The following is a 21,652-nucleotide window of genomic DNA, read 5'->3' as shown; positions in this document are numbered from 1 at the left end:
GCAGACCTCACATTACATCGTTGTAAAACAAGGCACAAGGGAAAATTGTTAGCGCCAACAATGTGAGGTACCGGTCTCGATTAGCCGCAGTTGCGCCTAAGAGGCGGTGCTGTCCCGCTCCACAATCCTGTAGTCGACGGTGACCACCCGCTGCTCCCCGGCGCGGTTTGCCATCCGCTGGGTGAGGAGGCTCAGGGCCTCACGGGCCACCAGGCGCTTGTCGAAGGACACGGTGGTTAGTGACGGCACGGCATATTGCCCGTCGGCGATGTCGTCGAAGCCTGCCACGGCCACGTCGTCCGGAACCTTGATTCCCCGCCTCCACAGCACGCTGAGCGCCCCGATGGCCATGGAGTCGGTGAAGCAGAACAGCGCGTCCGGGAGCGGGTGCGAATCAAGGTAGGAGGCGAGCGCGTCCGCAGCCGTCTGGGGCGTCCACTTCTCGCAGGGGATCAGCAGCGAGTCATCCTGGCCGATGCCGAGTTCCTCCAGCGCGGCCAGGTAGCCGCGGGTGCGCAGAACTGCCGCCGCCGAGTGCCGGCCTTCGGCAGTTCCCAGCACGGCGATGCGGCGCCGGCCAGTCCGGGCCAGCGCGAGGGTCATGTCGCGGGCTGCGGCAACGCTGTCCACCCACACGCGGTCGGCCAGCTGTTGGGAGACCTCCCCCAGCAGGACCACCGGCGGTAGGGAGACGCCCACTTTAACGGCACTTTCGTCCAGCACCACAGGGTTGAGGATCAGGCCGTCGATGAGGTTGGACCGCGCCCGGGACATCAGTTCGTATTCGCGGCGGGGATCGGAGCCGGTTTCCTCGATCTGGATGCTCCAGCCCTGTTCGTGGGCGACCTCCACCACGTGGTGCGCAATCTCGGCCGAGTACGGGGTGGCCAGGTCCGGAAGTGCCAGGGCAATGACGCCCGACCTGCCGTTGCGCAGGCCCCGGGCGGAGAGGTTGGGCACGTAGTCGAGTTCGAGGATGGCCTGCTCCACCTTGAGCCTGGTGGATCCGCTGACCGGCACCACGCCGTTCATCACGTTCGACACAGTCTTGGGTGAAACCCCGGCACGGCGCGCGACGTCCTTGACCGTTGCGCGCACTGCTCCCCTTTCAAAGACGGATGTGAACGATGTTACAGCCCGCTATCCCGCCTGACCGGCGCCGGCAGCCAGACCGGCTTTCCTGCGGCGGCCCTTCACCAGGATCCAAACGGCGGCGACGACGGCTGCCGCCACCCCGCCGGCCACGGCAGGCAGGGCACTGGAGGAGCCGCCGGCTGGTTGCGCCGTCGCTTCCGTGGCCGGGGTTGCGGCCGGTGCTGCCGCCGTCGGCGCACCGGACGCAGCCGGCGCTGCCGCCGTCGAACCTTGCGACGCCGCTGCCAGGGCCGCCGCGGAGTACCGGACCACCGCACCGTCGCCCGGCGGTGAAACCGAGGGGCTGATCACCATGACAGAACCGTCGGGGGCCACCGCCAGGTGACCGGGGCCGCCGTCGGTGGGGATGGAGCCGCCCACGTCCTTGGCGTGAGGACGGATCACGGACAGCTTCCGGGTCAGCAGGCTCGTCACGTACAGCGAGCCGTCCGGTGCGAGGGCTACGTCCTGCGGCCCGCCCTCGACGTAGATCCGCTCAGCAACGGTGTCGGAGCCGGGTTTGATGACGGCGATGTCATCGGACTTGATGTTGGCCACATAGACGGTTCCGTCAGCTCCGGCAGCGATCCCGTGCGGCTCCTCTGACGTTCCGGTGGTGGAGACCAGCTCAATGGTCCGCGCGACGGTATCCGCCCCGGCCGGGATCACGGAGACGGTCCCGGCGGTCTGGTTGGTCACGAACGCGGTACCGTCCTTCGCCACCGCTATTTCCGCCGGGCCAGCTCCGACTTCGATAGTCCGATCCACCGCGGTCCCGTTCGGCGCAATGACGGAGACGGTGTTCCCCCCGGAGTTGGCGACGTAGACCGTTCCGTCCGGTCCGGCGGCCAGCGGATGGAGTCCGGCGGACACCGGAATGGTCCGTGCCAGGCTTGCATCTCCGGCCGGAATAACGCCGACGGCACTTTGGTCCCCGTCCGCCGTGGCCACATAGAGGGTGCCGTCCGGGCCGAGCGCGAGCCCGGTGGTGCTGTGTCCTCCGGTGCTAATGGTGCGGGACGGCCGGGTGGCACCGGGAGGAACCACGAAGACTCCTCCACCCTGGCCGTAATTGCCCAGGTACGCGGTGCCGTCCGCAGCAATGGCCACCCGCACCGGTGTGCCGTAGATGGAGATTGCCTCGTCAGGCGCTGCCCCTGCCGGCACAGAACTCAGGCACAGGAATGCTCCAACCACGGCAGTGAACGTGGCCCAGCGGTACTTCATGAAATTTTCCCCCAACAGATTTCCCAATAATGCGTCGGTGCGAGACCAATCGAAAGAAGCCTACTAGTTACCGGGTCAGGCCCATTGACCGCTGCCCGCGGACTCCGAATAGTGGGGGCATGGCCACACTGATTTCCGATGCAGAATTCTCTTCCGCCGACGGTGTCAGGGAGTGGCGCGTGCTCTTCTGGGGCGCGAAAACCCTCTACGAAACGGGCGACTTCGCCACCGGCGCCAAGTTCGTTGCCGCGATCGCGGAGGCTGCCGAAGCGCTCGGCCACGCCCCGCTGGTGGACCTCAGGCCGGATACCGTGACCGTCCAGGTCATCACGCCCGGTGTTGGGCTCAGCGACCGCGACCTGGAGCTTGCCCGCAGCATCTCCGGTGTTGCCGCCAGGCTTGGGCTGAAGGCGGACCCTACGTCCGTGCAGCACGTCCAGCTCGCGTTCGACGCCGAGGACCGGCCAGCCGTCATGGAGTTCTGGCGTGCCGCTCTGGGCTACGTCGCCGTCGGGGACGAGGACCTGATCGAACCCAACCTCATTGGCCCGCCCGCGTGGTTCCAGGACAAGGAGTTTGTTCCGCCGCGCAACCGGATCCACATGGACGTGTCGGTTCCGCATGACCAGGCGCAGGCACGCATCGACGCAATCGTGGCCGCCGGCGGACGCATCTTGGGCGACCGCTACGCGCCCGCGTGGGTGTCCCTTATCGATCCCGAGGGGAATGTGGTGGACATTTGCACGTGGCAGGGACGGGACTGATCTTTCGTCAGTCCCCCCAAACGGGACGGACGACGGCGGGAGGTTCCCGCCGTCGTCGTCGTCCCTCAGCGTTCGCCGCCGGGTGTGGCCCCGGGCAGGAATTCCTCGGGCAGTTCGGCGACGGGAACCACCACCATGTCCTGCACTTTCCAGTCCAGGGCGACGCACTCGCGGCGTACCCGTTCGATGTCATCCAGGGACGGGATTACACCCTCGCGCGGAACCACGAAGGCCTCGACATGGAGGACGTGGCCTTCGTCGCGGATCCGGCTCCGGGCCCGGGCGACCCACCCGGTGTCCGCCAAGGCAGCATCAATCTGTGCGCCTAGCGGATGCGGGCGTGCGTTGTCATACGTTCTCGCACGGGCGTCCATCAGGTCGGCGACAGCACCGCGGAGGTTCTTGACGCCGTCGGACGTGATGCTGGCTGAGATGACGAGGGCCGCGGCAGCGTCAGCCCACCACCAGCCGATGCCGATGCCCGCCACTCCAGCGGCAGCGGCGACTGCAGTCATCCAGTCGGCCTTGTTCATGTCTGCATCTGCGTAGAGAACTTTGTCGTGGAGTTTCTCGGCGACCTTCATCTTGGCCCGGCCGATGAAGACCGGCGGCAGCGCGATCACGAGCATGACGCCGATCATCAGCCAGCCCAGCCAGATCGTGTGGCCGAAAAGCTCGATGCCGCCGATGGTGGGGTGTTCCGCCGTAATGAGTGCAAGTCCGGAGTCAACGAGCAGGTAGCCGCCCATCACGAGCAGAGCCACGGCCGCCACGACGTGGGCAACACCGATGGCGCGGTGGTAGCCGTACGGGTGCTGCTCGGTGGGCGGACGGCGGATGACCCGGGCCGCAACGAGGAAGGCGATGGGCGGCAGGAAGGAGAGCAGGTCCTCGATCCAGGCTGCCTTCATGGCCTGCGAACTGCCCAGCACCAGGAACACCAGCGTGACGGTCACGGCCAGGAAGGCGATGGTCAGCCATTCGAGCTTCCTGGCTTTGCGCAGGGCCTGGTGCTGCTCGTCCGGGAGCCGGGTGTGGCCGAACTGCGCTCCTGTTTTGCTGTCCGCGGGGCTCACAGGGTCACCTCCCTGCCCAGCAGGTGCCGGTCCAGTTCCAGCAGGAAGGCGTTTTCGCCGTGCGGGACCAGCAGGACGTGCTTGACGGTTTTGCCGCGCTCGTCGGTGCTTTCCACGAAGGGGCGGGTGAGGCCGGCGTCCTTGGACCAAGGTGTGTCCTCGGCAAAGCCGCCGATCACCAGGTCGAGGTCGCCGTGCTTGAGGTCGCTCACCAGGTCCTGTTCGCTGCCGCTGCGCCACTCGACGGCGGCCCCTCGGGTGGCCGCGAAGCTCCGGACAAGTTCCGGCTCGATGCCTACGGGGTCGTTGCCTGGAACGACACGGACCCATTCGCCGCTCTCGGTGATGCTTTCCGTGAAGCCGACACGGAGTGTTCCTCCCGTGATGTTACCCAGGGTTCCTTCCGGGTCGGCCGGCACGGCGCATCCGGTGAGCAGGCAGCCGGTGAACAGGAAGACCATGGCGAGCACGCTCGCCGCCCGAGTCCTTGAGAGCAACACTGGATCCACCCTTTCGCGCAGAGGCTCTTACTCCTGAACCGAGGCGCCTGGGTCCAAGTGCGCGCTCTTGACCTCCGGGGGCGTTGCGCCCTGAAGGACCCAACGGTTGCCGTCCGGGTCGCTGAGGAATGCGAACAGCACGCCGCCCATGTCCTGGACCTCGCTGATGCCGGCGCCCCGGTCCAGCAACTGGGCGCGCACCGCGTTAATGTCGGGTACGACGAGCTGCAGCCCTTCCAAACTCCCCGGTGCCATGCTGGTCATTCCCGTCCCGATGACGATCGAGGCAGCAGATCCCGGGGGCGTCAGCTGCACCACCCTCATGCCGGGGATGTGCTCCACGTCGTGGTCCAGGACGAAGCCCAGCTTCTCCACGTAGAACGACTTCGCCGCGTCCACATCGGCCACCGGCACTTGCACAACCTCAAGGCGCATCTCCATGCGCCCCACCCTACCGCCGCCCGAGCAGTGGTACGCATATTTCGCTAGCGAACGGACGACGGCGGAAGGTTCCGCCGTCGTCCGTTCTTTCCTAGGTGCCCTTACCGGGTCAGCTGGCGGGCGGGCGCGCCGGCGGCTTCGACTCGGAGCGACGCCTCGCAAGCTTGAATCCGCGCTTTCGGGCCAGAACAGCCCGCTTTGGGACGTGGCTCTTATGGCTACCGCGCTCCTTCATGCGCAGCGCCTTCCTCTGCTGCCGCCAGGCCCGACGCTCATCCCGGTTGATCCTCGAGAGCAGCAGCACCGGAACAGCGAGCCAAAGCAGCGCCACCGCAAACACCAACAAGATCGACACCAGCGGTTCCATGAACAAAGTCTATTGAGCCCGACTGAAGTTGATAAGCACCCTTATCAAGTCGTTATGAAGCGGCCGAATTCAGGTGTGCGCTTCACGGCCTCCATGCCCTGGACCTCAGCCCGCCAGGACCTGCCGGAGTCCGAACTTCCCCACGGAGAACATCCGCTGATTGTCGTCGGAGTTGCTCAGCATGGCGGTGGACAGGACGAGGGCCCAGCCGCGGGCGCGCGTCCAGGTGCCAGCGTCCACTGCGGAGCCAAACATGCCGATGAAGCGCTGGCGGGCGCCGGCGTCGAACATCAACCAGCCCACGGCGAGATCGACGGCGGGATCCCCGGCCCCCACATCGCCGAAGTCGATCACGCCGGCCAGCGACCCGTCGGCGGCCAGCAGAATGTTGGCCGGGTGCAGGTCCCCGTGGAGCATCAGCGCGGGGCCGTCCCAGACGGGAGCCGCGCAGGCCTGCGCCCACAGCGCCCTCAACTCCGCCGACCGCGGGTAGCGTTCCCGGTCCCCGAGCCGTTCCTGCAGCACGGCGTTCCGGTCCATCAGTGGCACCCCGCGGACCGGATTCACCGGGACACCCGCGTCGGCGGGCACGTGAAGGGACATGAGAAAGGCGGCGAGTCCGTCAACGGCCAGCGCACGGTCCGTCGATGCGGCGTCCACCGCGGCGGTGCCGGAAACCCACCGGACGATGCTCCACGGCCAGGGAAAGTCCGACGTCGCCTGGCCGGCATGGACGGGCACAGGAACCGGAACCGGGGACCGGCGGGCGATGCCGGGAAGGTACTGCTGCTCGTGCACGATCAGCGGTACCGCCTCGTCCCGCCGGGGCAGCCGGACGGCCAGATCGTCACCGAGCCGGAAGGTCGCGTTGTCCCAGCCGTTGGCCACCCGCACCAGGGGGCGGCCCGCAAGGTCCGGCCGCTGGTCCCGGATGAGGGCATGGACGACGGCGGCACTCACCTCCACCGTGGCCGGCGGCATTCGCGCCATTCACAGACCCGCCTTTCAGTGCGGCGATGGCATCGTCTCAACCAAGTAGTCATGACGCTGCCCTGTCAACAAACGATGTTCAGTAGACAGTACCCTCCAGCAGTTCGGTCTCGGGGAGTCACCATGTTGATGCGACGGTGCGTGCTATGACCCAGCCGTCTCCGTGGGGCTCGAACCAGGAGCGCAACGTCAGGCGCCAGGTGGCCCTGGCTCCCCAAATTGTGGCGTCGGTGAGCGTGCGGGCGATCAACCCGGGCACGGTCCCCTCGGGGCTGAAGGTGGCCTCGACTGTTTCCATCCGGTGGTACCGCATCTGGCCGTGTCGATGGCGTCCAACCATTCCGACTTGGATTGCACGTATCCGGTCATGTGGGTCAGGGTGAATTACCACCGCACGAGCCGCAAACGGCTCCACCACCCGATCGTCGGGGACCTGGACCTGAGCTTCGAAGCGCTCGAGCTCCCCGCTGATCCCGGGCTGCGGATCAACGTGTACACGGCCGAGCCGGGGACCCCCTCCGAGGATGCGCTGAAAGTCCTCGCGAGCTGGGCAGTCACCCAACGGGCAACGGCAGAAATCCCCGTCGAGGAGAAGAAGTAAACCGGCCGTGTTTCAGCCCCGCACCCCGTCGACTTGTTAGCCACATCACATTGGTCTATCGTGATCGGGGGCCACAGCGTGGTGGCCCTTTCTAAATTGGGGAGAAAATTAGTGAACGAGAAGCTGCGGGTGCTGGTCAGCGTTGACCTCTACGGTGCCAAGGCCCAGGTCAAGACCCAGGGCCACGTGACTGTCCAAAGCATTCAGGGCCTGTACGACGTGATGAAGCGCGCCGACGCGCTGGTTCCGGGGCTGGCACTGGAGCTGGATATGACCCTGGCCGAGGTGGAACCCCAGGCCATGGAAGAGCTCCGAGGCTGCGCCCGCTCCCATCACCTTCCGCTGCCGGTCGATCCGCTCCAGCGCGACTACCGGTTCAGCATCCTCGCACCGAAAATCACAGCGCCGAAGCTGACCGTTTTGCCGGTCGCCGCACCAGTACTGGTAGCCGCCTGACCTAAATCCCGGCGGCCCAGTCGTCGTCGTAAGCGCGGCCGCGGAAGTGGGCACGGAGGTACTCCCCCACAACCGCGGCGCCAAGGTCCCCGGTGTCTGGGGCCACCACCCGGCCGTCGACCCGGCGGGCCAGCCGCCGGACGAACCGTTCAAGGCCCGGGTCGTCACCGAGCCGGAAAAACGTGGCCTGCGTGCCCGCACGCCCAAGCCGGTCCAGCTCGGCGACCGTAACGCGGATGGTCTCCGGGTCCGGCGGCCAGCAGAACCACGACTCGCCGTCGCCCATCAGGTGCGCGGTGGGCTCGCCGTCGGTCACCACAAGCAGGACGGGCTGCATCGACGGGTGCTGGCGGAAGAAACGGCCAGCCAGCAGCAGCCCGTGGTGCAGGTTGGTTCCCTGCTCGCGAAACGCCGGCAAGGCCGTGAGCTCGCCGATGTCCATGGACTGCGCGTAGCGGCCGAACGTGATCAGCTGAAGCCGGTCCCCGCGGAACCGGGTGGAGACCAGGTGGTGCAGGGCGAGCGCCGTGCGTTTCATGGGCACCCACCGCCCCTCGGCCGCCATCGAGAAGGAAACGTCGGCGAGCAGGACGACCGCGGCCTGGGTACGCGCCTCCGTCTCCGACACCTCGATGTCACCCACCGCCAGACGCAGTCCGCGGCCCGGATCACCGCCGTCGGCCCTGGTGCGCCGGATGGCATTGGTTATGGTGCGGGTGACGTCCCACGGCTCGGCGTCGCCGAACTCCCACTGGCGGCTGGAGCCGGTCTGCTCGCCGGCGGCCCCGGCGACGCGCGTGTCCCGGCGCCCCTGCCGGCCGGACAGCTGCTTGGCGGTGTCCCGCAGCAGCGACTTCCCGAGCCGCCGCATGGCCTGGGGCGACAGCCTGAGGTCGCCGTCGGCCCCGCGCCGCATGTAGCCGCCGTCCTGCATCGCCCGCTCGATCTCCGCGAGGGTGCGGGCCGTCACGGCGGCGTTCTCCCCGAGCTGGCGGGCGAGGGCGTCCAGGTCCAGGTCGTCGAGGGTGGACCCGTTGTAGTGCTGGGAGAGCTGTTCGGACAGCTCGTCGAGCTCGGCGATGTCCTGCAGCACGCCGGTGCCGTCACCCAGTCCGAGTCCTTCCTGGCCCCCGAAGCGTTCGGAACCGCTCCAGTCCTCGCCGGGGCGCAGGGCCCGCAGGCTGCCGTCGAGCTGGTTGAGCTGGGCCATGAGTTCGGCCGAGCCGAACGCCTGGGCGGACAGCCGCATCAGCTCATCGCGCTGCTCGGGGGACATCGACTGCAGGAGTCGCTGGGCTGCGGCCGCGCGCTTGGCGAGGGCGTCCACCAGCTCCTCGACGGACTGCGGATTCTCCGGAAAGTACTGGCCATGCTTGGCCATGAACTCCCGGAAGTCCGCGTCGGTGTCTTCGCCGCGGCGGTGCTTGCCGAGCAGCGCGTTGAGGTCGCGCAGCATCTCGCTCACGGCTTCGCGGTCCTCGTCGGTCGCGTTCTCAAGCGCCTGCTTCATGCCTGCGAACCGCTGGTCAAGAACTTCGCGGCCCAGCAGGTCCTTGATCCGTTCGTAGGCTTCCCGAGCGCTGCTCGACTGCCAGTCATAGGAAGCCAGTTCGTTGACCGCCGCGGCCGTGGACTGGGGCAGGTTCTCCAGCTGCAGCTCGCGGAAGGCGCGGTCGTTGTTGTCCATCATGGCGTCCCGGGCCAGCTGCTTGCGCTCCTCCAGCACAGCAGTGTCCAGCAGCTTCCTGACCTCGCTGAGCGTGCCGTCCAGCTTATGGCGGCCCAGCAGTTCACTCCGCCGCTGCTGGACGCGCCGGGCCAGGTTGTCTAGCCCATCGCGGTTCCGGCCGCCGCGCCGCAGGAACTCCTGCAGGGCATGCCGGGGCGAGTAGCCTTCCATCACGTCCTCGGCGATCGCTTCCAGTGCCTCAGCCAGGTCCACCGGCGGGGCAAGCGGATCCGGACCTCCGGCGTACCGGCCGTACTTGGACCGGTTGTGCAGGGTCATGGTGCCTCCTGTACCGAGCAGAAACTGTACTTAGCCGTAGACCGTTGCCTCGTCGTCGGACTCCTTGGAGATCCGCCGGGCGAGGTACAGGCCTTCCAGCGCAAGTTCAACGGCGGCGGCGCGCTGTCCGTCGTTTTTCGCGCCCAGGCGCTCACTGATTTTGTCGTAGAGACTCGATCCGTTTCCGGATCCGTTGAGGGACGGAAGATTCTGCAGGAACTCCCGGGCTGTGACCTGGTCCCCGGTGGTCACGGTGGTGTGGCCATCGAGCGCGGCCACGAGCGGCCCCATCTCAATACCCTTGAAGTGCGCCCGCACGGCTTCGGCCGTGGCTGTGCGCAGGAGGTGGTCGAGGATGCCCTGTTCACGCCCTTCCTCGCCCGACTCAAACTCGATTTTGCCCGTGAGGACTTCCACGGCGGTCTCCAGGTCGATGATCCGGGCGACAGCCTCGTCCTCACCGCGCACGCTGGCCCGGCGCAGGGCCGCCGCCGCGACGGTTTCGGCGCCCGCGATGCCGAAGCGGGCGGAAACGCCGGAGGTCTGGTTGATGGCCGGGGACTGCCGCAGCGCCCGGGTGTAGCGGGCCAGGATCTCGAGGATGACAGGCGGGACGTCAGCCACCAGCTTCCCCTCCTGGCGGATGACGGAGACCTCGTCGTCCAGCTCGATCGGGTAGTGGGTGCGGATCTCGGCGCCGAAGCGGTCCTTCAGGGGCGTAATGATCCGGCCGCGGTTGGTGTAGTCCTCGGGGTTGGCGGATGCGACGACCAGCACGTCCAGCGGCAGCCGCAGCACGTAGCCGCGGATCTGGATGTCGCGTTCCTCCATCACGTTGAGCATCGACACCTGGATCCGCTCGGCGAGGTCGGGCAGCTCGTTGATGGCGATGATCCCGCGGTTGGAGCGCGGGACCAGGCCGTAGTGGATGGTTTCGGGGTCCCCCAGCCGGCGGCCTTCGGCGACCCGCATCGGGTCGACGTCGCCGATGAGGTCGGCGACGGAGGTGTCCGGCGTCGCGAGCTTTTCGACGTACCGCTCCGAGCGGTGGCGCCAAGCCACGCGCATCCGGTCGCCCTCTGTGAGGGCACGGGCGCGGGACTGCTCGGTGATCGGTTCGAACGGGTGCTCGTTGAGTTCCGAGTCTTCGATCACCGGCGACCACTCGTCCAGCAGCCCGGCCAGGGTGCGGAGCAGCCGGGTCTTGCCCTGCCCGCGTTCGCCGAGCAGGACGACGTCGTGGCCGGCAATCAGGGCACGCTCGAGTTGGGGAAGGACTGTCCGGCTGAACCCGAACAGCCCCGGCCACGGATCGCGGCCCGCCGCGAGCGCGGCGATCAGGTTGTCGCGGATTTCGTGGCGCAGGTCCTTGTGGACGTGCCCGGATGCACGCAGTTCGCCAACGGTGAAGATATCTGGACGATCACTCACCCCTCTACGGTAGTCCTTGACTGTGCGGGGAATCGAGTAATTTCCTCCGATTCCTGCCCGCCAGCCCCTCTCCGGCTTACGCCGTTCCGCGGCTCCCCCTTCCCTCGCAAGCTCGAGTGGGGCCCCTGCCGCTACTCTTATTGCTGATGACTGCAGAAACACCGTCGGCACCATCCGCACCGCCGCCGAGACCGGAGAGCACGCTCGTCCTTCTGGTGCGCCACGGGGAGACGCCCACGACGGGCATGGTGCTGCCCGGGAGGGCGCCGGGACTGCATCTTTCCGAGCGTGGCCGGGCGCAGGCCGAACGGGTCGCGGAACGGCTCGCGGGCCTTATGGTCGACGCCGTCTACTCCTCGCCGCTGGAGCGCACCTGCGAGACGGCGGAGCCAACGGCGGCCAGCACAGGACTTGAGGTGCGCGTGGAGCCCGGCCTCATCGAATGCGCCTTTGGTGAGTGGACCGGCGTCGCCCTCGCCGAACTGTCCGGCCTGCCGGAATGGCAGACCGTGCAGCACAACCCCTCAGCCTTCCGCTTCCCCAACGGCGAGAGCTTCACGCAGATGCAGGATCGGATCGTCGGAGCGCTCGAGGTGCTGGGCGCGGCGCACGCCGGGGGCGTCGTCGTCTGCTTTTCCCACGCCGACCCGATCAAGGCGGCAGTTGCCCACGCCCTCGGCACCGATCTCGACCACTTTCAGCGGATTGTCATCAGCCCGGGATCGGTCTCAGCCATTTCCTATTCAGACGGTCAGGCGCCGGCCGTTCTGATGGTGAATTCGACGTCGGAACCGCTGAGCGGGCTGAGGGCGTGACATGGCTGTGTGTGGACGCGAGCTGACGCTTCTTGCCGAAGGGCAGGTCGAGCTGCTCGGACGCATCCCGCGCAGCAGCAACGAGACGTTCCTCGTCGAGGTCTCCGGCGGGGACGACTCCGCCTATGCGGTGTACAAGCCGGAGGCCGGCGAGCGCCCGCTGTCGGATTTCGAGCCGGGACTGTACCGGCGGGAGCGTGCGGCATACCTGCTCAGCGAGTCCCTGGGCTGGGGATTCGTGCCGACGACCGTGATCCGCGAGGAGGCACCGTTGGGAGTCGGGTCGCTGCAGTGGTTCATCGACTGCGACTTCGGCGAGCATTACTTCACCCTGTACGCCGATGTCCCGGAAACGCACCGCGACCTGGCGCGGATCGCCCTGTTCGATTACATCGCCAACAACACCGACCGCAAAAGCGGGCACGTGCTGCGCGGCGACGACGGTCGGGTGTGGGGCATCGACCACGGCCTGTGCTTCTCCGCGGCCTTCAAACTCCGCACCGTGATCTGGGACTTCGCGGGCGACCCGATCCCCGAAGCCCTGCTCGAGGACATCGCTCCGCTCGCCGATTCCGTGCCCGCCGACGTGGCGGAGCTCCTCGACGGCTCGGAGGTCACCGCCCTGCAGCGCCGCGTCCGGCGGTTGCTGCACGAACCGGTGCTGCCAGTTGACCGCACGGGCATGCGTTACCCGTGGCCGCTGGTGTAGGGGACCCTCCTCCGACCCGCTCAGCGCGAACGGACACTTGCGGCCCTGCCATTCAGGGCCACAAGTGTTCGTTCGCGCCAGGCCTGGATCTAGGCGTAGGGGTCTGCGATGCCGATGTACTGCGTGGTGGTGTATTCGGCGATGCCTTCCGAGCCGCCTTCACGCCCCAGGCCGGACTGCTTCACCCCGCCGAAGGGTGCCGCGGCGTTGGAGATGACGCCGGCGTTGAAGCCGACCATGCCGAACTCAATCTGCTCGGACACACGGAGGAGGCGGTTGAAGTCCCCGCTGTAGAGGTAGGCGGCAAGGCCGTACTCGGTGGAGTTGGCCATGGAAATGGCCTGTCCCTCGGTGCTGAACGTCGTGATCGGGGCGACCGGACCGAAGATCTCGGTGCGCAGAATCTCGGCGCCGTCTGATACACCAGCCAACACCGTGGGCTGGTAGAAGTAGCCGGGGCCATCCACGGGTGCGCCGCCGGTGACCACCGTTGCACCGGCGGTCACGGCGCCCTCCACCAGGGCGTGCACATCCTTGCGCGCGCCGCCGTCAATCAGCGGGCCGACTGTCACGCCATTCTCGGTGCCGCGGCCGGGGCGAAGTGCTTTCATCGCCTCGGCGAACTTGGCCGTAAACTCCTCCGCCACGGACTCGTGCACGAGGAACCGGTTGGCGGCGGTGCAGGCCTCGCCCATGTTCCGCATCTTCGCGGCCATCGCTCCCTGCACTGCTTTGTCCAAGTCGGCGTCCTCGAACACGATGAACGGTGCGTTGCCGCCGAGCTCCATGGACGTGCGCAGCACGTTCTGGGACGCCTCGGCGATCAGCTGCTTGCCCACCGGCGTCGAGCCCGTGAAGGAAATTTTCCGCAGCCGGGCATCCTTCAGCAGGGGCCCGGAGATGGATGAAGCCGACGACGACGAGACGACGTTCAGCACACCGGCCGGCAGGCCCGCTTCCATCATCGTCTGCGCGAAAAGCTGAGAGGTCAGCGGCGTGAGCTTTGCCGGCTTGAGCACCATGGTGCATCCGGCCGCCACAGCAGGCGCAACCTTGCGGGTGGCCATCGCCAGCGGGAAGTTCCACGGCGTGATCAGCAGGCACGGCCCCACCGGCTTGTGCTGCACCAGGATCTTGTTCTTGCCTTCGGGGGTGGTCAGGTAGCGGCCGTAATCACGCACCGCCTCTTCCGAGAACCAGCGCAGGAACTCAGCCGCATAGGCAACCTCACCCCGTGCCTCGGCCAGCGGCTTACCCATCTCCAAGGTCATGAGCAGGGCAAAGTCCTCCGCCCGTTCGGTCACCAGCTCGAAGGCACGGCGGAGGATCTCTGCCCGTTCACGCGGAGCGGTCCGCGCCCAGGCCGCCTGGACGGCGTCCGCTGCATCGAGCGCGGCGAGAGCGTCCTCGCTGGTGGCCGAGGCCAGTGTTGCCAGGACCTTCCCGGTTGCCGGGTCCTCGACGTCGAACGTGCCTCCGCCGGACGCGGCCCGCCATTCGCCATTGATCAGCAGCCCGGTGGGCACTGACTCCAGCAGTCCGGTCTCCCGTTCGGTGGTCACAGTCTTTGCTTCAGCCACATCGGGCTCCTTAGTATGCGTAGCTCATGTTCGGTTTCCCAGAATCCGCGGCGGACAGGTCCCGGCCCGTTTGGGAGACGAGCATGGGGTACTGGGCGATGGCCGATGCCCGGGCCTGTTGGATGTCCTGGTGCAGTTGTTCGGTCAGGGAGTGGATGTTCGGAAAGGCCCGTTGCGAGCGCTCCCCAGACACCGTCCTCGATCCCCTCGCCTGCGAGCGGGATGTTGGCCGTGGGAAACCCGACGAGCCTGCCCCGCTGGTCGCCGTGTTCGACGATGCCTTCGACGATGCCTTCGACGACAATCATGCTGCCTTCCTGTCTATGTTTGGCACGACGCCCTGGATGACTATGTCCAGCCAGGGAACCCGGTTGGAGAACCGGCTGATCTTGGAGGGAACCGTCCCACCGGTACGAGTCGTGCTCGTCGTTGATCAGCAGCCGGCGCCGCTTGCTGACCGCGGTGAAGGTGTGCACCAGCCAGGGGTTGCCGCCGGCGTCGGAAATCAACAATGGCTCCCCGGACTCAAAGCCGGCCAGGTCCTGGGGCGTCAGCCCCACCTCTTCCTCAAGCTCAACCAATGCCTGCTGTCGGGGAGACACAGGGGGCTCGAGGTACCCGGTAATGCAGTGCCAGAGGCCACGCTCGTGCCCCACGGACTGGCTGCGTTTGAAGAGTGCGATCCGCCCGCGCCACTCAACGACTACAGCCACCACGGCGCGGCGCGGGCAGACTGTGACGCAGTCCGTGCCAGTCCCCTCCAGTGTTGCGGTGCTTATCGGGCGAGGAGTTCCCGGCTGGAACAGGCCTGTTTCACAGAGTCTGGGCAGCGGGGCTGCGGTCGAGCATTTCCCGTCCGGAAAGCCGCTGGCGGCGGTGGGTGGCGAAGTAGACGCCGGCTGCGACGGCAGCACCGACGTAGTACGAGAGGTCACCAATCTGCGGGAAGGCGGCGGCGATGGGGCCGGTGTAGATCGAGGACATCCAGAACGGGGAGGAGAGTGCCACGCCGGCGGCCCAGGCCACGAAGCCCCATTCGAACTTCCGGCTCTTGTCGAACAGTTCGCGCAGGCCCTGCTCGGTGCGCCGGCCTCCGAACAGGTAATCGCACACGAGGACCGCGACGTACGGGGCGATGCAGTAGGCGGTCAGGTTGAGGAATGCAGTGAAGCCGTTGTTGAACCCGGTCTGGCCCCACAGCGCCACGAGGTAGGAGGCTACGCAGATGAAGACGACGGCGGTGTGGCGCTTGACGGGCACGCCCATGGTCTGGATGGAAATGGCACCGCCGTAGACGTTCAGGAAGTTTTGGGTGAAGGAGGACAGCGCAACGACGCCGAGGCCGACGGCGGCCCAGGGCCCCATGACCTCTTTCAGGGCGCCGATGCTGTCGGACGCGCTGGTGGTCGTTCCGAGGACGGTTCCGAGGATGCCCATCCACACTAGGGTGATGAAGTTTCCGAGCATGGTCGCCCAGCTGGCACCGCGGCGGTTGCCGGGGGTGTTGGGCAGGTAGCGGGAGTAGTCGGAGGCGAACGGCATCCAGGCGACGATGAAGGAGAAGAACCAGCCGAAGAAGATGATCCATCCGCCGATGCCGTCAAAGCCCGGGGCGGACTCGTTGAAAGTGTTGACGACGCGGCCGTTGGCGGCCGCCACGATGGTGATGAAGACGAAGCCGATAACCAAAACGAATGACAGGATGCGCTGCAGGAAGTGGATCAGGTTGTATCCGATGACGGCCACCCCGAGCTGGATGGCCATGAGAACCAGGGAGGAGAGCCAAAACGGAATATCGGTCAGCAGCGCGATGGCCTGGCCGCCGAGGATGACGGTCACGGCGGCCCAGCCGATGCCGGCAAACACGTTCACATATGCCACCGGGAACAGGTTGCCGATGAAACCGAGCGGTCCCCGGCCCTGCATCTGCTGGGGGACGCCGAGCCGGACTCCCATTGCCGACAGGTATCCCATTCCCGCCGAGGAGGTCACGCCGGCGAGGACGATCGCCAGGACTGCAGCCCAGAAGGGGAGGCCGAAGTAGGTGGCGCTGAATCCGAGGACGACGATGGGGAAATTCATTCCGGCGGCGAACCAGAGGAAGAACTGCGAGCGGGGCTTCCCATGGCGTTCGACGTCGGGGATGTGCTCGATGCCGTAGGGCTCGATCTTGGTGAGGCTGTCGCGGTAACCGCGGTCTTCGGCGACGCTGTTTTCTGCGGCGCTCATGGTTTCTGGGCTCATTTTTGTCCTAATGTGGGAAGCGCACTACGGTGCGCTGCTTGAGAGCAGATTGGGTCGGCGCGGCTGGTTTCCTGTCCGAGGGTGGTCAGCCGCGCCGGAACTTTAGAGTTCGGCGAGTTCGGCGCCGTCGAAGAACCGTCCGGCCTTGTAGACCATCGGTGCCGTGCTGCTGGTTTCCGCGTGGCGGACCCGGCAGATGAAGACCGTGTGCGTCTTGGCCTGGAATCGTTCCTGGATTTCGGCCTCGAGGGAAGCCGCGGAGCCGTCCAGGAGGGGGCTCCCCTTGGGCCCTTCATGCCAGTCGAGCTCGGAGAATTTATCCGCGGCTTTCGAGGCGAAAACCTTCACCGTGTCCAGCTGCTCGGTTCCCAGGATGTTGATGCCGAGGTGGCTTGAGGAGAAGAGTGCAGAGTAGGTGCTGGACGTCTTCTGGACGCACACCAGCACCAGCGGCGGTTCGAGCGAGACCGAGCAGTAGGAGTTGGCTGCCAGCCCCTTGGGGGTTTCGCCTTCCTTGGTGGTTACGACCGTAACGCCGGTGATGAACTGCCGGTTGAAGGCCTTCATCAGATCCGGGTCGAGTTCCGGGAAGTCGTCGCCGTCGGAAACGGCGGGTGCGGCGATGCCGCGCAGGGGCCGGATTCCTAGGCCGGCGAGCAGTTCGCTGCCGTCCCAGGTCACTGATTCGCTGACAATCCTGCCGTCCTCGAGGACCAGGATGTTCGAGCCCCGGGTCTGGACGGTGAGTCCCGTCGCGGGAACGCCGAGGTATTCATGGGTGTGTGTGCCGGTGGAGGTCCAGAAGACGGCGACGGTGCCGTCCCCTTCGACGACGTCGTCGACCGTCGTGCGCAGGTCGGGGAAGGCTTCCCGGACCGCGGCGATCTCTGACTTGAGGCCAGCAAGGTCGACAGTTGCACCCGTCGCCTTGCTGGTGCGCGTGTAGCCGGCGGCTACGAGGCCATCGAGGGCATCAAGGTCTCCCTTGTCCCAGGCCGCGAGCCAAGCCGATGTAATGAGCGGTTCCAAGGTCTGTTGCATACCAATGACGGTAAGCCAGCTCACACCCCAAGGTCAAGAGGAGCATAAAAATCCGCGGATTTCCCTGAAAATTGGGGCTTTTCAGAAACATCGCCCAAAGGTGTTGACGCCCCTGATGCATGCAACATAGGCTTTCATGTATGCAAGATGATCTCGAAGTAGTCAGGGAAGCAGGCGACCGGGACGGGCTCCTGGATAGGATCCGGCGCCTCGTACTGGGAGGCGACTTCCCCCCGGGGGCAGTCGTCCCCGAGGCTTTCCTCGCCCAGGAGTTCGACGTGAGCCGGACCCCGATCCGTGAAGCACTTAAGCAGCTTCAGCACGAAGGGCTGGTGGAGATCCGCCCGAAGGTTGGTACCTTCGTGCGGGAGCCCACCCGCAGGGAGATCATCGAGCTCTTCCAGCTCAAGGAGTCCCTCGAGGGTCTCGCGGCATCCCTGCTCGCCCGCCGCGGGGACGTCCAGGAACTGTCCGTGCTACGGCGGAACCTCGAGGAGTCCGAAATGGCTTCGCTCACCCATGACACCGACGCCTATGCCCGGCTGGTGCACGAGTTTCACTGGACGATCGTTCGCGGCTCCGATAACCGCAAGCTTGTTGAGCACTACGAGCGGCTCATGAACCAGCTCGCCTATCAGCGGCTGGTTCTGCGCACGGTTGAACATCCTGGCCGGCTCGAAGCCTCCACACGTGAACACCGCGCCGTCCTGGACATGATCGAGCATAAAGACCCCTTCGGGGCCGAATCCGCCATGAGGAACCACGTTCATGCCTCATCGCGAGAGGCTCTGACCGACCCTGCGCCGGACCGCAGGAACTGAACCGACCACCACGAAAGGAAGCCATGCGCTTCTCCATAACTGAAGGGCCCAAATGATGAGCGACCAAGGGTTCGGCATCCGCAAGATCGTGTACTACGCCGAGGAGATCCTGCTCGAAAACGGCACCTCCCCCGCCGTTCCGGCAGTCCGCGCAACGGCCGCAGCCGTGGTCACCAACCCCTGGCTGGGTGGCGACGCGGCCGATGACCTCAACGACGAAGTGGTCCAGCTGGCCCCGGTGCTGGCGCGCAAACTCACCGATGTACTTGCTGCCAACCTCGGGGGCGTGGAGGCAATCCAGGCCTTCGGCAAGGCCGCGATTGTGGGCACCGACGGTGAAATCGAGCACGGCGCTGCGCTCGTCCACACACCGTTCTTCGGCAACCTCGTCCGGGAGTACTTCGAAGGTGAATCCATCATCTGCTTCGCCGATGACCGGGCCGACGCCGGCGCCACCCTCGTCGTCCCCCTCTGGCACAAGAACGCCGCAGCAACACGGACCCACTACCAAACCATCACCACACGCATCGGTGACGCACCCCGCCCGGGTGAGATCGTCGTCGTCCTCGGTGCATCAACCGGGCCCCGCCCCCACTCCCGCATCGGTGACCGCCTCACCGACCCCATCGTCAAAGCAGACACACTAGGAGAACTTGTTTCATGAGCATCCGTAAGATCGTCACCCTGACCGAAGACGTCCTCATCGAAGGGGGCCGGGAAGTCAGCCCGGCCGCCCGGGTCGCCGTCGTCGCCGCCATCGTCAAGAACCCCTGGGCCGGCCAGGGCTTCGTCGAAGACCTCTCCGCCGGCATCGACGGCAGCGCCTCCGACATCGGCGCGCTGCTGGCCCCGCGCGTACTCGAAGCCCTCGGCTCCCCGGCCGAAGCGTACGGCAAGGCCGCCATCGTCGGGCTGAACGGCGAAATCGAGCACGGTTCCGGGCTCATCCACACACTGGCCTTTGGTAATCATTTCCGCGACGCCGCCAACGCCACCACGCTCCTGCCGGCAGTGGAAAAGCGCGGCCCGGCCGGTGTTGTCTTCGACATCCCGCTCAAGCACATCACCGACGCCACCATCCGCTCCCACCACCAGAGCATCGAGGTGCGGATCAACGACGCACCGCACGCCGATGAAATCGTGATCGCCCTCGCCGCCGCTGCCCAGGGACGGCCCCAGCAGCGCCTGGCAGCGTTCGCCACCGAAACGAAGTAGGTGCCAGCCGCCGTGAGCCGCGACCGCATAGCTCTCATCCACGGCGTCGGCCTCGACGGGTCGATGTGGGGGCCCCTTCGCGAATTTCTCGAACCGGAATACGACGTCCAAGTCCTGGAACTCCCGGGACACGGGCGCCGGCCACAAGCGCCTGTTGGGGTGACGCTTGCCGAGCTTGCGGCGGATGTCGCCGAACGACTCGAGCCGGATACGCACTTGGTGGGCTTCTCACTGGGCGCCCTCGTGGCCCAGCACCTGGCCAGGTTCAGGCCTGACCTGGTTGCCAGCCTCGTGTCGGTCGGCTCGGTGTGCGCTCGCACTTCCGAGGAGCACGCCGCTGTCATGCTGCGGCTGGCCTCGGCGGAATCTGATTTTCCGGCAACAGTGGAGGCATCAATCCGCCGCTGGTATCCGGGAGGGTCCGCCGTCCCGGCGGAGCTGGTCGAAGCGACGCGGGAAGTCCTGCTCAGCAACGACCCGAAGTCCTTCCTGGCCTGCTACCGCGTGTTCGCCACCGCAGACGCGGAAATCGCCGCCGAACTGCCCCTGATCACCGTCCCTTCCCATGCCGTGACCGGCGAGCTGGACCCTGGGTCAACGCCCGAGATGAGCGCCCGGCTGGCCGCGGCCATCCCTGGCTGCACCTACTCCGTCATCAGCGGTGCGCGCCACATGATGCCGGTGGAACGTCCCCAAGAGCTAGCCAACACGCTTACTGCTTTCTTCAAGGAGCACTCACATGTCCACTGATCGCCGCTACGAGCACTTCATCAACGGAGAATTTGTTCCGCCGTCATCCGGTGAATACTTCGACAGCACCAACCCGGCGACCCTTGACGTGCTGTACCAGGCCGCGCGGGGTAACGGGGCCGACGTCGAGCGAGCTGTCTCAGCGGCGTCCGCAGCCTTCGAAAATCCCAACTGGCGGAACCTCAGCCAGACCAAGCGCGGGCACCTGCTCCGCCGTCTGGGTGATCTCGTTGGTGAGCACGCAGATGAACTCGCCAGGATGGAAAGCCTGGACAACGGCAAGCTCCTGCGGGAGATGCGGGCCCAGCTGGCGGCCATGCCGGACTATTACTACTACTACGCCGGGCTGGCCGACAAGATCCAGGGCGACACCATCCCCGGTTCCACGCCCGCCATCCTGAACTACACGCTCCGGGAACCACTGGGGGTGGTTGGTGCCATTACGCCGTGGAACTCACCGCTGACGCTGACCACCAGCAAGCTGGCGCCCGCCCTCGCGGCCGGCAACACCATCGTCATCAAACCCTCCGAATACACCTCGGCCACCGTCCTCCGCCTGGCCGCCCTTGCCGATGAGGCGGGGTTCCCGGCCGGTGTGATCAACGTGGTCACCGGCTTCGGTGCAGAAGCCGGTGCGGCCCTGGTGGACGACGCGCGGCTGGCCAAGATCTCGTTTACCGGCAGCACCGCCACGGGCGCGCGGATCGCTTCTTCAACGGCCTCCCGCTTCATCGGCTCCACCCTGGAGCTGGGCGGCAAGTCACCGAACATCGTCTTCGGCGACGCCGACATCGCCAACGCGTCGATGGGTGTTGTGGCAGGCATCTTCGCCGCGGCGGGCCAGACCTGCATCGCGGGAAGCCGCGTCTTCGCCCACAAATCCGTCTACGACGAACTGCTGGAACGCGTCGCTAACCGTGCCCGCAGCATCGTGATCGGCGATCCGCTCCTCGATGCCACCGAGCTCGGCCCGCTGGCTTTCCAGGACCAGCGCGACAAGGTGGCCAGCTACGTTGATCTGGGCGTCTCGGAAGGCGCCACCGTCCTGACGGGCGGCGGCCGTCCCAATATCCCCCTCGGTGGCTACTTCTTCGAGCCCACCGTGCTGACCGACGTCGATAATTCCATGCGGGTGGTGAGGGAAGAGATCTTCGGCCCCGTGGCGGCCATCATGCCCTTCGAAACCGAGGAGGAGGTGCTCCGGCTCGCCAACGACACCCAATACGGACTCGCCGCCGGCGTCTGGACCACCAACCTGGCCAGGGCACACCGGATGGCCAGCCGTCTGGAAGCGGGAACCGTCTGGGTCAACACGTACCGTGCCATGTCCCCGGGATCCCCGCGCGAAGGTTTCAAGACCAGCGGCGTCGGGGTCGAGCACGGGATCGAGAGCATCCGGGAATACACCAGGCTCAAGAGCATCTGGATCAACACCGATGAGTCCCCCATCGCCGACCCCTTCATCATGAGGAGCTGAACACC

The 21,652-nt window shown here is 66.4% G+C and carries 23 protein-coding genes and 1 pseudogene; 10 read left to right on the top strand and 14 right to left on the bottom strand.

Annotated features, from left to right (window positions below; genetic code table 11):
- Positions 1 to 96: 96 nt before the first annotated feature.
- Positions 97 to 1,098 (bottom strand): LacI family DNA-binding transcriptional regulator, encoded by a 1,002-nt coding sequence (locus J7I85_RS13655; protein WP_214852500.1) that lies wholly within the window; start codon positions 1,096 to 1,098, stop codon positions 97 to 99.
- A 42-nt stretch (positions 1,099 to 1,140) separates the two neighbouring features.
- Positions 1,141 to 2,361: a DUF5074 domain-containing protein gene (locus J7I85_RS13650; RefSeq protein WP_214852499.1), complete on the bottom strand. Its 1,221-nt coding sequence runs from the start codon at positions 2,359 to 2,361 to the stop codon at positions 1,141 to 1,143.
- 119 nt (positions 2,362 to 2,480) lie between these two features.
- Here J7I85_RS13650 and J7I85_RS13645 point away from each other — a divergent pair, with 119 nt between their 5' ends.
- The gene (locus J7I85_RS13645; RefSeq protein ID WP_214852498.1) at positions 2,481 to 3,125 is read left to right on the top strand and encodes a VOC family protein; all 645 of its coding nucleotides are present in this window, start codon (positions 2,481 to 2,483) and stop codon (positions 3,123 to 3,125) included.
- Between the two features lie 65 nt (positions 3,126 to 3,190).
- Here J7I85_RS13645 and J7I85_RS13640 read toward each other — a convergent pair whose 3' ends face one another.
- From J7I85_RS13640 to J7I85_RS13615, 6 genes are all read right to left on the bottom strand, one after another.
- The gene (locus J7I85_RS13640) at positions 3,191 to 4,201 is read right to left on the bottom strand and encodes a cation transporter (protein ID WP_214852497.1); all 1,011 of its coding nucleotides are present in this window, start codon (positions 4,199 to 4,201) and stop codon (positions 3,191 to 3,193) included.
- Complete coding sequence (locus J7I85_RS13635) at positions 4,198 to 4,701, bottom strand: ABC transporter substrate-binding protein (RefSeq protein WP_308159484.1); 504 nt, start codon at positions 4,699 to 4,701, stop codon at positions 4,198 to 4,200. The genes J7I85_RS13640 and J7I85_RS13635 overlap by 4 nt, the downstream gene beginning before the upstream one ends.
- 27 nt (positions 4,702 to 4,728) lie before the next feature.
- Positions 4,729 to 5,142, bottom strand: coding sequence for a VOC family protein (locus J7I85_RS13630; RefSeq protein WP_214852496.1), 414 nt, complete (start codon positions 5,140 to 5,142; stop codon positions 4,729 to 4,731).
- A gap of 109 nt (positions 5,143 to 5,251) precedes the next feature.
- A complete protein-coding gene (locus J7I85_RS13625) occupies positions 5,252 to 5,509 on the bottom strand; it encodes a hypothetical protein (RefSeq protein ID WP_214852495.1) in 258 nt (85 codons plus the stop codon).
- A 105-nt stretch (positions 5,510 to 5,614) separates the two neighbouring features.
- Positions 5,615 to 6,499 (bottom strand): aminoglycoside phosphotransferase family protein, encoded by an 885-nt coding sequence (locus J7I85_RS13620; RefSeq protein WP_214852493.1) that lies wholly within the window; start codon positions 6,497 to 6,499, stop codon positions 5,615 to 5,617.
- Positions 6,500 to 6,617: 118 nt separating this feature from the next.
- A complete protein-coding gene (locus tag J7I85_RS13615; protein WP_214852492.1) occupies positions 6,618 to 6,797 on the bottom strand; it encodes a hypothetical protein in 180 nt (59 codons plus the stop codon).
- Between the two features lie 72 nt (positions 6,798 to 6,869).
- Between J7I85_RS13615 and J7I85_RS13610 the strand changes: the two are divergent.
- Positions 6,870 to 7,100, top strand: a pseudogene (locus J7I85_RS13610) (transcriptional regulator); the annotation flags it as partial.
- 111 nt (positions 7,101 to 7,211) lie between these two features.
- A complete protein-coding gene (locus J7I85_RS13605; protein ID WP_214852491.1) occupies positions 7,212 to 7,556 on the top strand; it encodes a hypothetical protein in 345 nt (114 codons plus the stop codon).
- A gap of 1 nt (position 7,557) precedes the next feature.
- On the opposite strand, the gene J7I85_RS13600 is transcribed toward J7I85_RS13605, so the two are convergent.
- Positions 7,558 to 9,564, bottom strand: a complete 2,007-nt coding sequence (locus tag J7I85_RS13600; protein ID WP_214852490.1) for a VWA domain-containing protein — start codon at positions 9,562 to 9,564, stop codon at positions 7,558 to 7,560.
- A 30-nt stretch (positions 9,565 to 9,594) separates the two neighbouring features.
- A complete protein-coding gene (locus J7I85_RS13595; protein ID WP_214852489.1) occupies positions 9,595 to 10,995 on the bottom strand; it encodes a sigma 54-interacting transcriptional regulator in 1,401 nt (466 codons plus the stop codon).
- Positions 10,996 to 11,141: 146 nt separating this feature from the next.
- Here J7I85_RS13595 and J7I85_RS13590 point away from each other — a divergent pair, with 146 nt between their 5' ends.
- Positions 11,142 to 11,810 (top strand): MSMEG_4193 family putative phosphomutase, encoded by a 669-nt coding sequence (locus J7I85_RS13590; RefSeq protein ID WP_214852488.1) that lies wholly within the window; start codon positions 11,142 to 11,144, stop codon positions 11,808 to 11,810.
- Between the two features lies 1 nt (position 11,811).
- Positions 11,812 to 12,519 carry an SCO1664 family protein gene (locus tag J7I85_RS13585; protein WP_251024326.1) on the top strand — a complete coding sequence of 236 codons (708 nt, stop codon included), beginning with the start codon at positions 11,812 to 11,814 and terminating at the stop codon, positions 12,517 to 12,519.
- An 89-nt stretch (positions 12,520 to 12,608) separates the two neighbouring features.
- Here the strand turns inward: J7I85_RS13585 and J7I85_RS13580 are convergent, their stop codons facing one another.
- From J7I85_RS13580 to J7I85_RS13565, 4 genes are all read right to left on the bottom strand, one after another.
- Positions 12,609 to 14,099 carry an NAD-dependent succinate-semialdehyde dehydrogenase gene (locus J7I85_RS13580; RefSeq protein ID WP_214852486.1) on the bottom strand — a complete coding sequence of 497 codons (1,491 nt, stop codon included), beginning with the start codon at positions 14,097 to 14,099 and terminating at the stop codon, positions 12,609 to 12,611.
- A complete protein-coding gene (locus J7I85_RS13575) occupies positions 14,078 to 14,815 on the bottom strand; it encodes an NUDIX domain-containing protein (protein WP_214852484.1) in 738 nt (245 codons plus the stop codon). The genes J7I85_RS13580 and J7I85_RS13575 overlap by 22 nt, the downstream gene beginning before the upstream one ends.
- A gap of 97 nt (positions 14,816 to 14,912) precedes the next feature.
- Positions 14,913 to 16,328 (bottom strand): cytosine permease, encoded by a 1,416-nt coding sequence (locus J7I85_RS13570; protein ID WP_251024325.1) that lies wholly within the window; start codon positions 16,326 to 16,328, stop codon positions 14,913 to 14,915.
- A 117-nt stretch (positions 16,329 to 16,445) separates the two neighbouring features.
- A complete protein-coding gene (locus tag J7I85_RS13565) occupies positions 16,446 to 17,384 on the bottom strand; it encodes a flavin reductase (protein ID WP_214852480.1) in 939 nt (312 codons plus the stop codon).
- A gap of 140 nt (positions 17,385 to 17,524) precedes the next feature.
- Here J7I85_RS13565 and J7I85_RS13560 point away from each other — a divergent pair, with 140 nt between their 5' ends.
- From J7I85_RS13560 to J7I85_RS13540, 5 genes are read left to right on the top strand one after another with little or no spacing between them, the layout of a single operon-like run.
- Positions 17,525 to 18,205, top strand: a complete 681-nt coding sequence (locus J7I85_RS13560) for a GntR family transcriptional regulator (protein ID WP_214852478.1) — start codon at positions 17,525 to 17,527, stop codon at positions 18,203 to 18,205.
- Positions 18,206 to 18,257: 52 nt separating this feature from the next.
- The gene (locus tag J7I85_RS13555; protein WP_214852476.1) at positions 18,258 to 18,869 is read left to right on the top strand and encodes an amino acid synthesis family protein; all 612 of its coding nucleotides are present in this window, start codon (positions 18,258 to 18,260) and stop codon (positions 18,867 to 18,869) included.
- Positions 18,866 to 19,420 carry an amino acid synthesis family protein gene (locus J7I85_RS13550; RefSeq protein ID WP_214852474.1) on the top strand — a complete coding sequence of 185 codons (555 nt, stop codon included), beginning with the start codon at positions 18,866 to 18,868 and terminating at the stop codon, positions 19,418 to 19,420. Before J7I85_RS13555 ends, J7I85_RS13550 begins: the two co-directional genes overlap by 4 nt.
- A 12-nt stretch (positions 19,421 to 19,432) precedes the next feature.
- Positions 19,433 to 20,170, top strand: a complete 738-nt coding sequence (locus tag J7I85_RS13545) for an alpha/beta fold hydrolase (protein WP_308159483.1) — start codon at positions 19,433 to 19,435, stop codon at positions 20,168 to 20,170.
- Positions 20,160 to 21,647: an aldehyde dehydrogenase gene (locus J7I85_RS13540; protein ID WP_214852472.1), complete on the top strand. Its 1,488-nt coding sequence runs from the start codon at positions 20,160 to 20,162 to the stop codon at positions 21,645 to 21,647. The genes J7I85_RS13545 and J7I85_RS13540 overlap by 11 nt, the downstream gene beginning before the upstream one ends.
- Positions 21,648 to 21,652 lie beyond the last annotated feature (5 nt).

The organism is Arthrobacter sp. ISL-65 (assembly GCF_018613795.1).
Lineage (GTDB): Bacteria > Actinomycetota > Actinomycetes > Actinomycetales > Micrococcaceae > Arthrobacter.
Note: the sequence above shows the minus strand (reverse complement) of the source record. Positions and strands in the feature narration are given on the sequence as shown.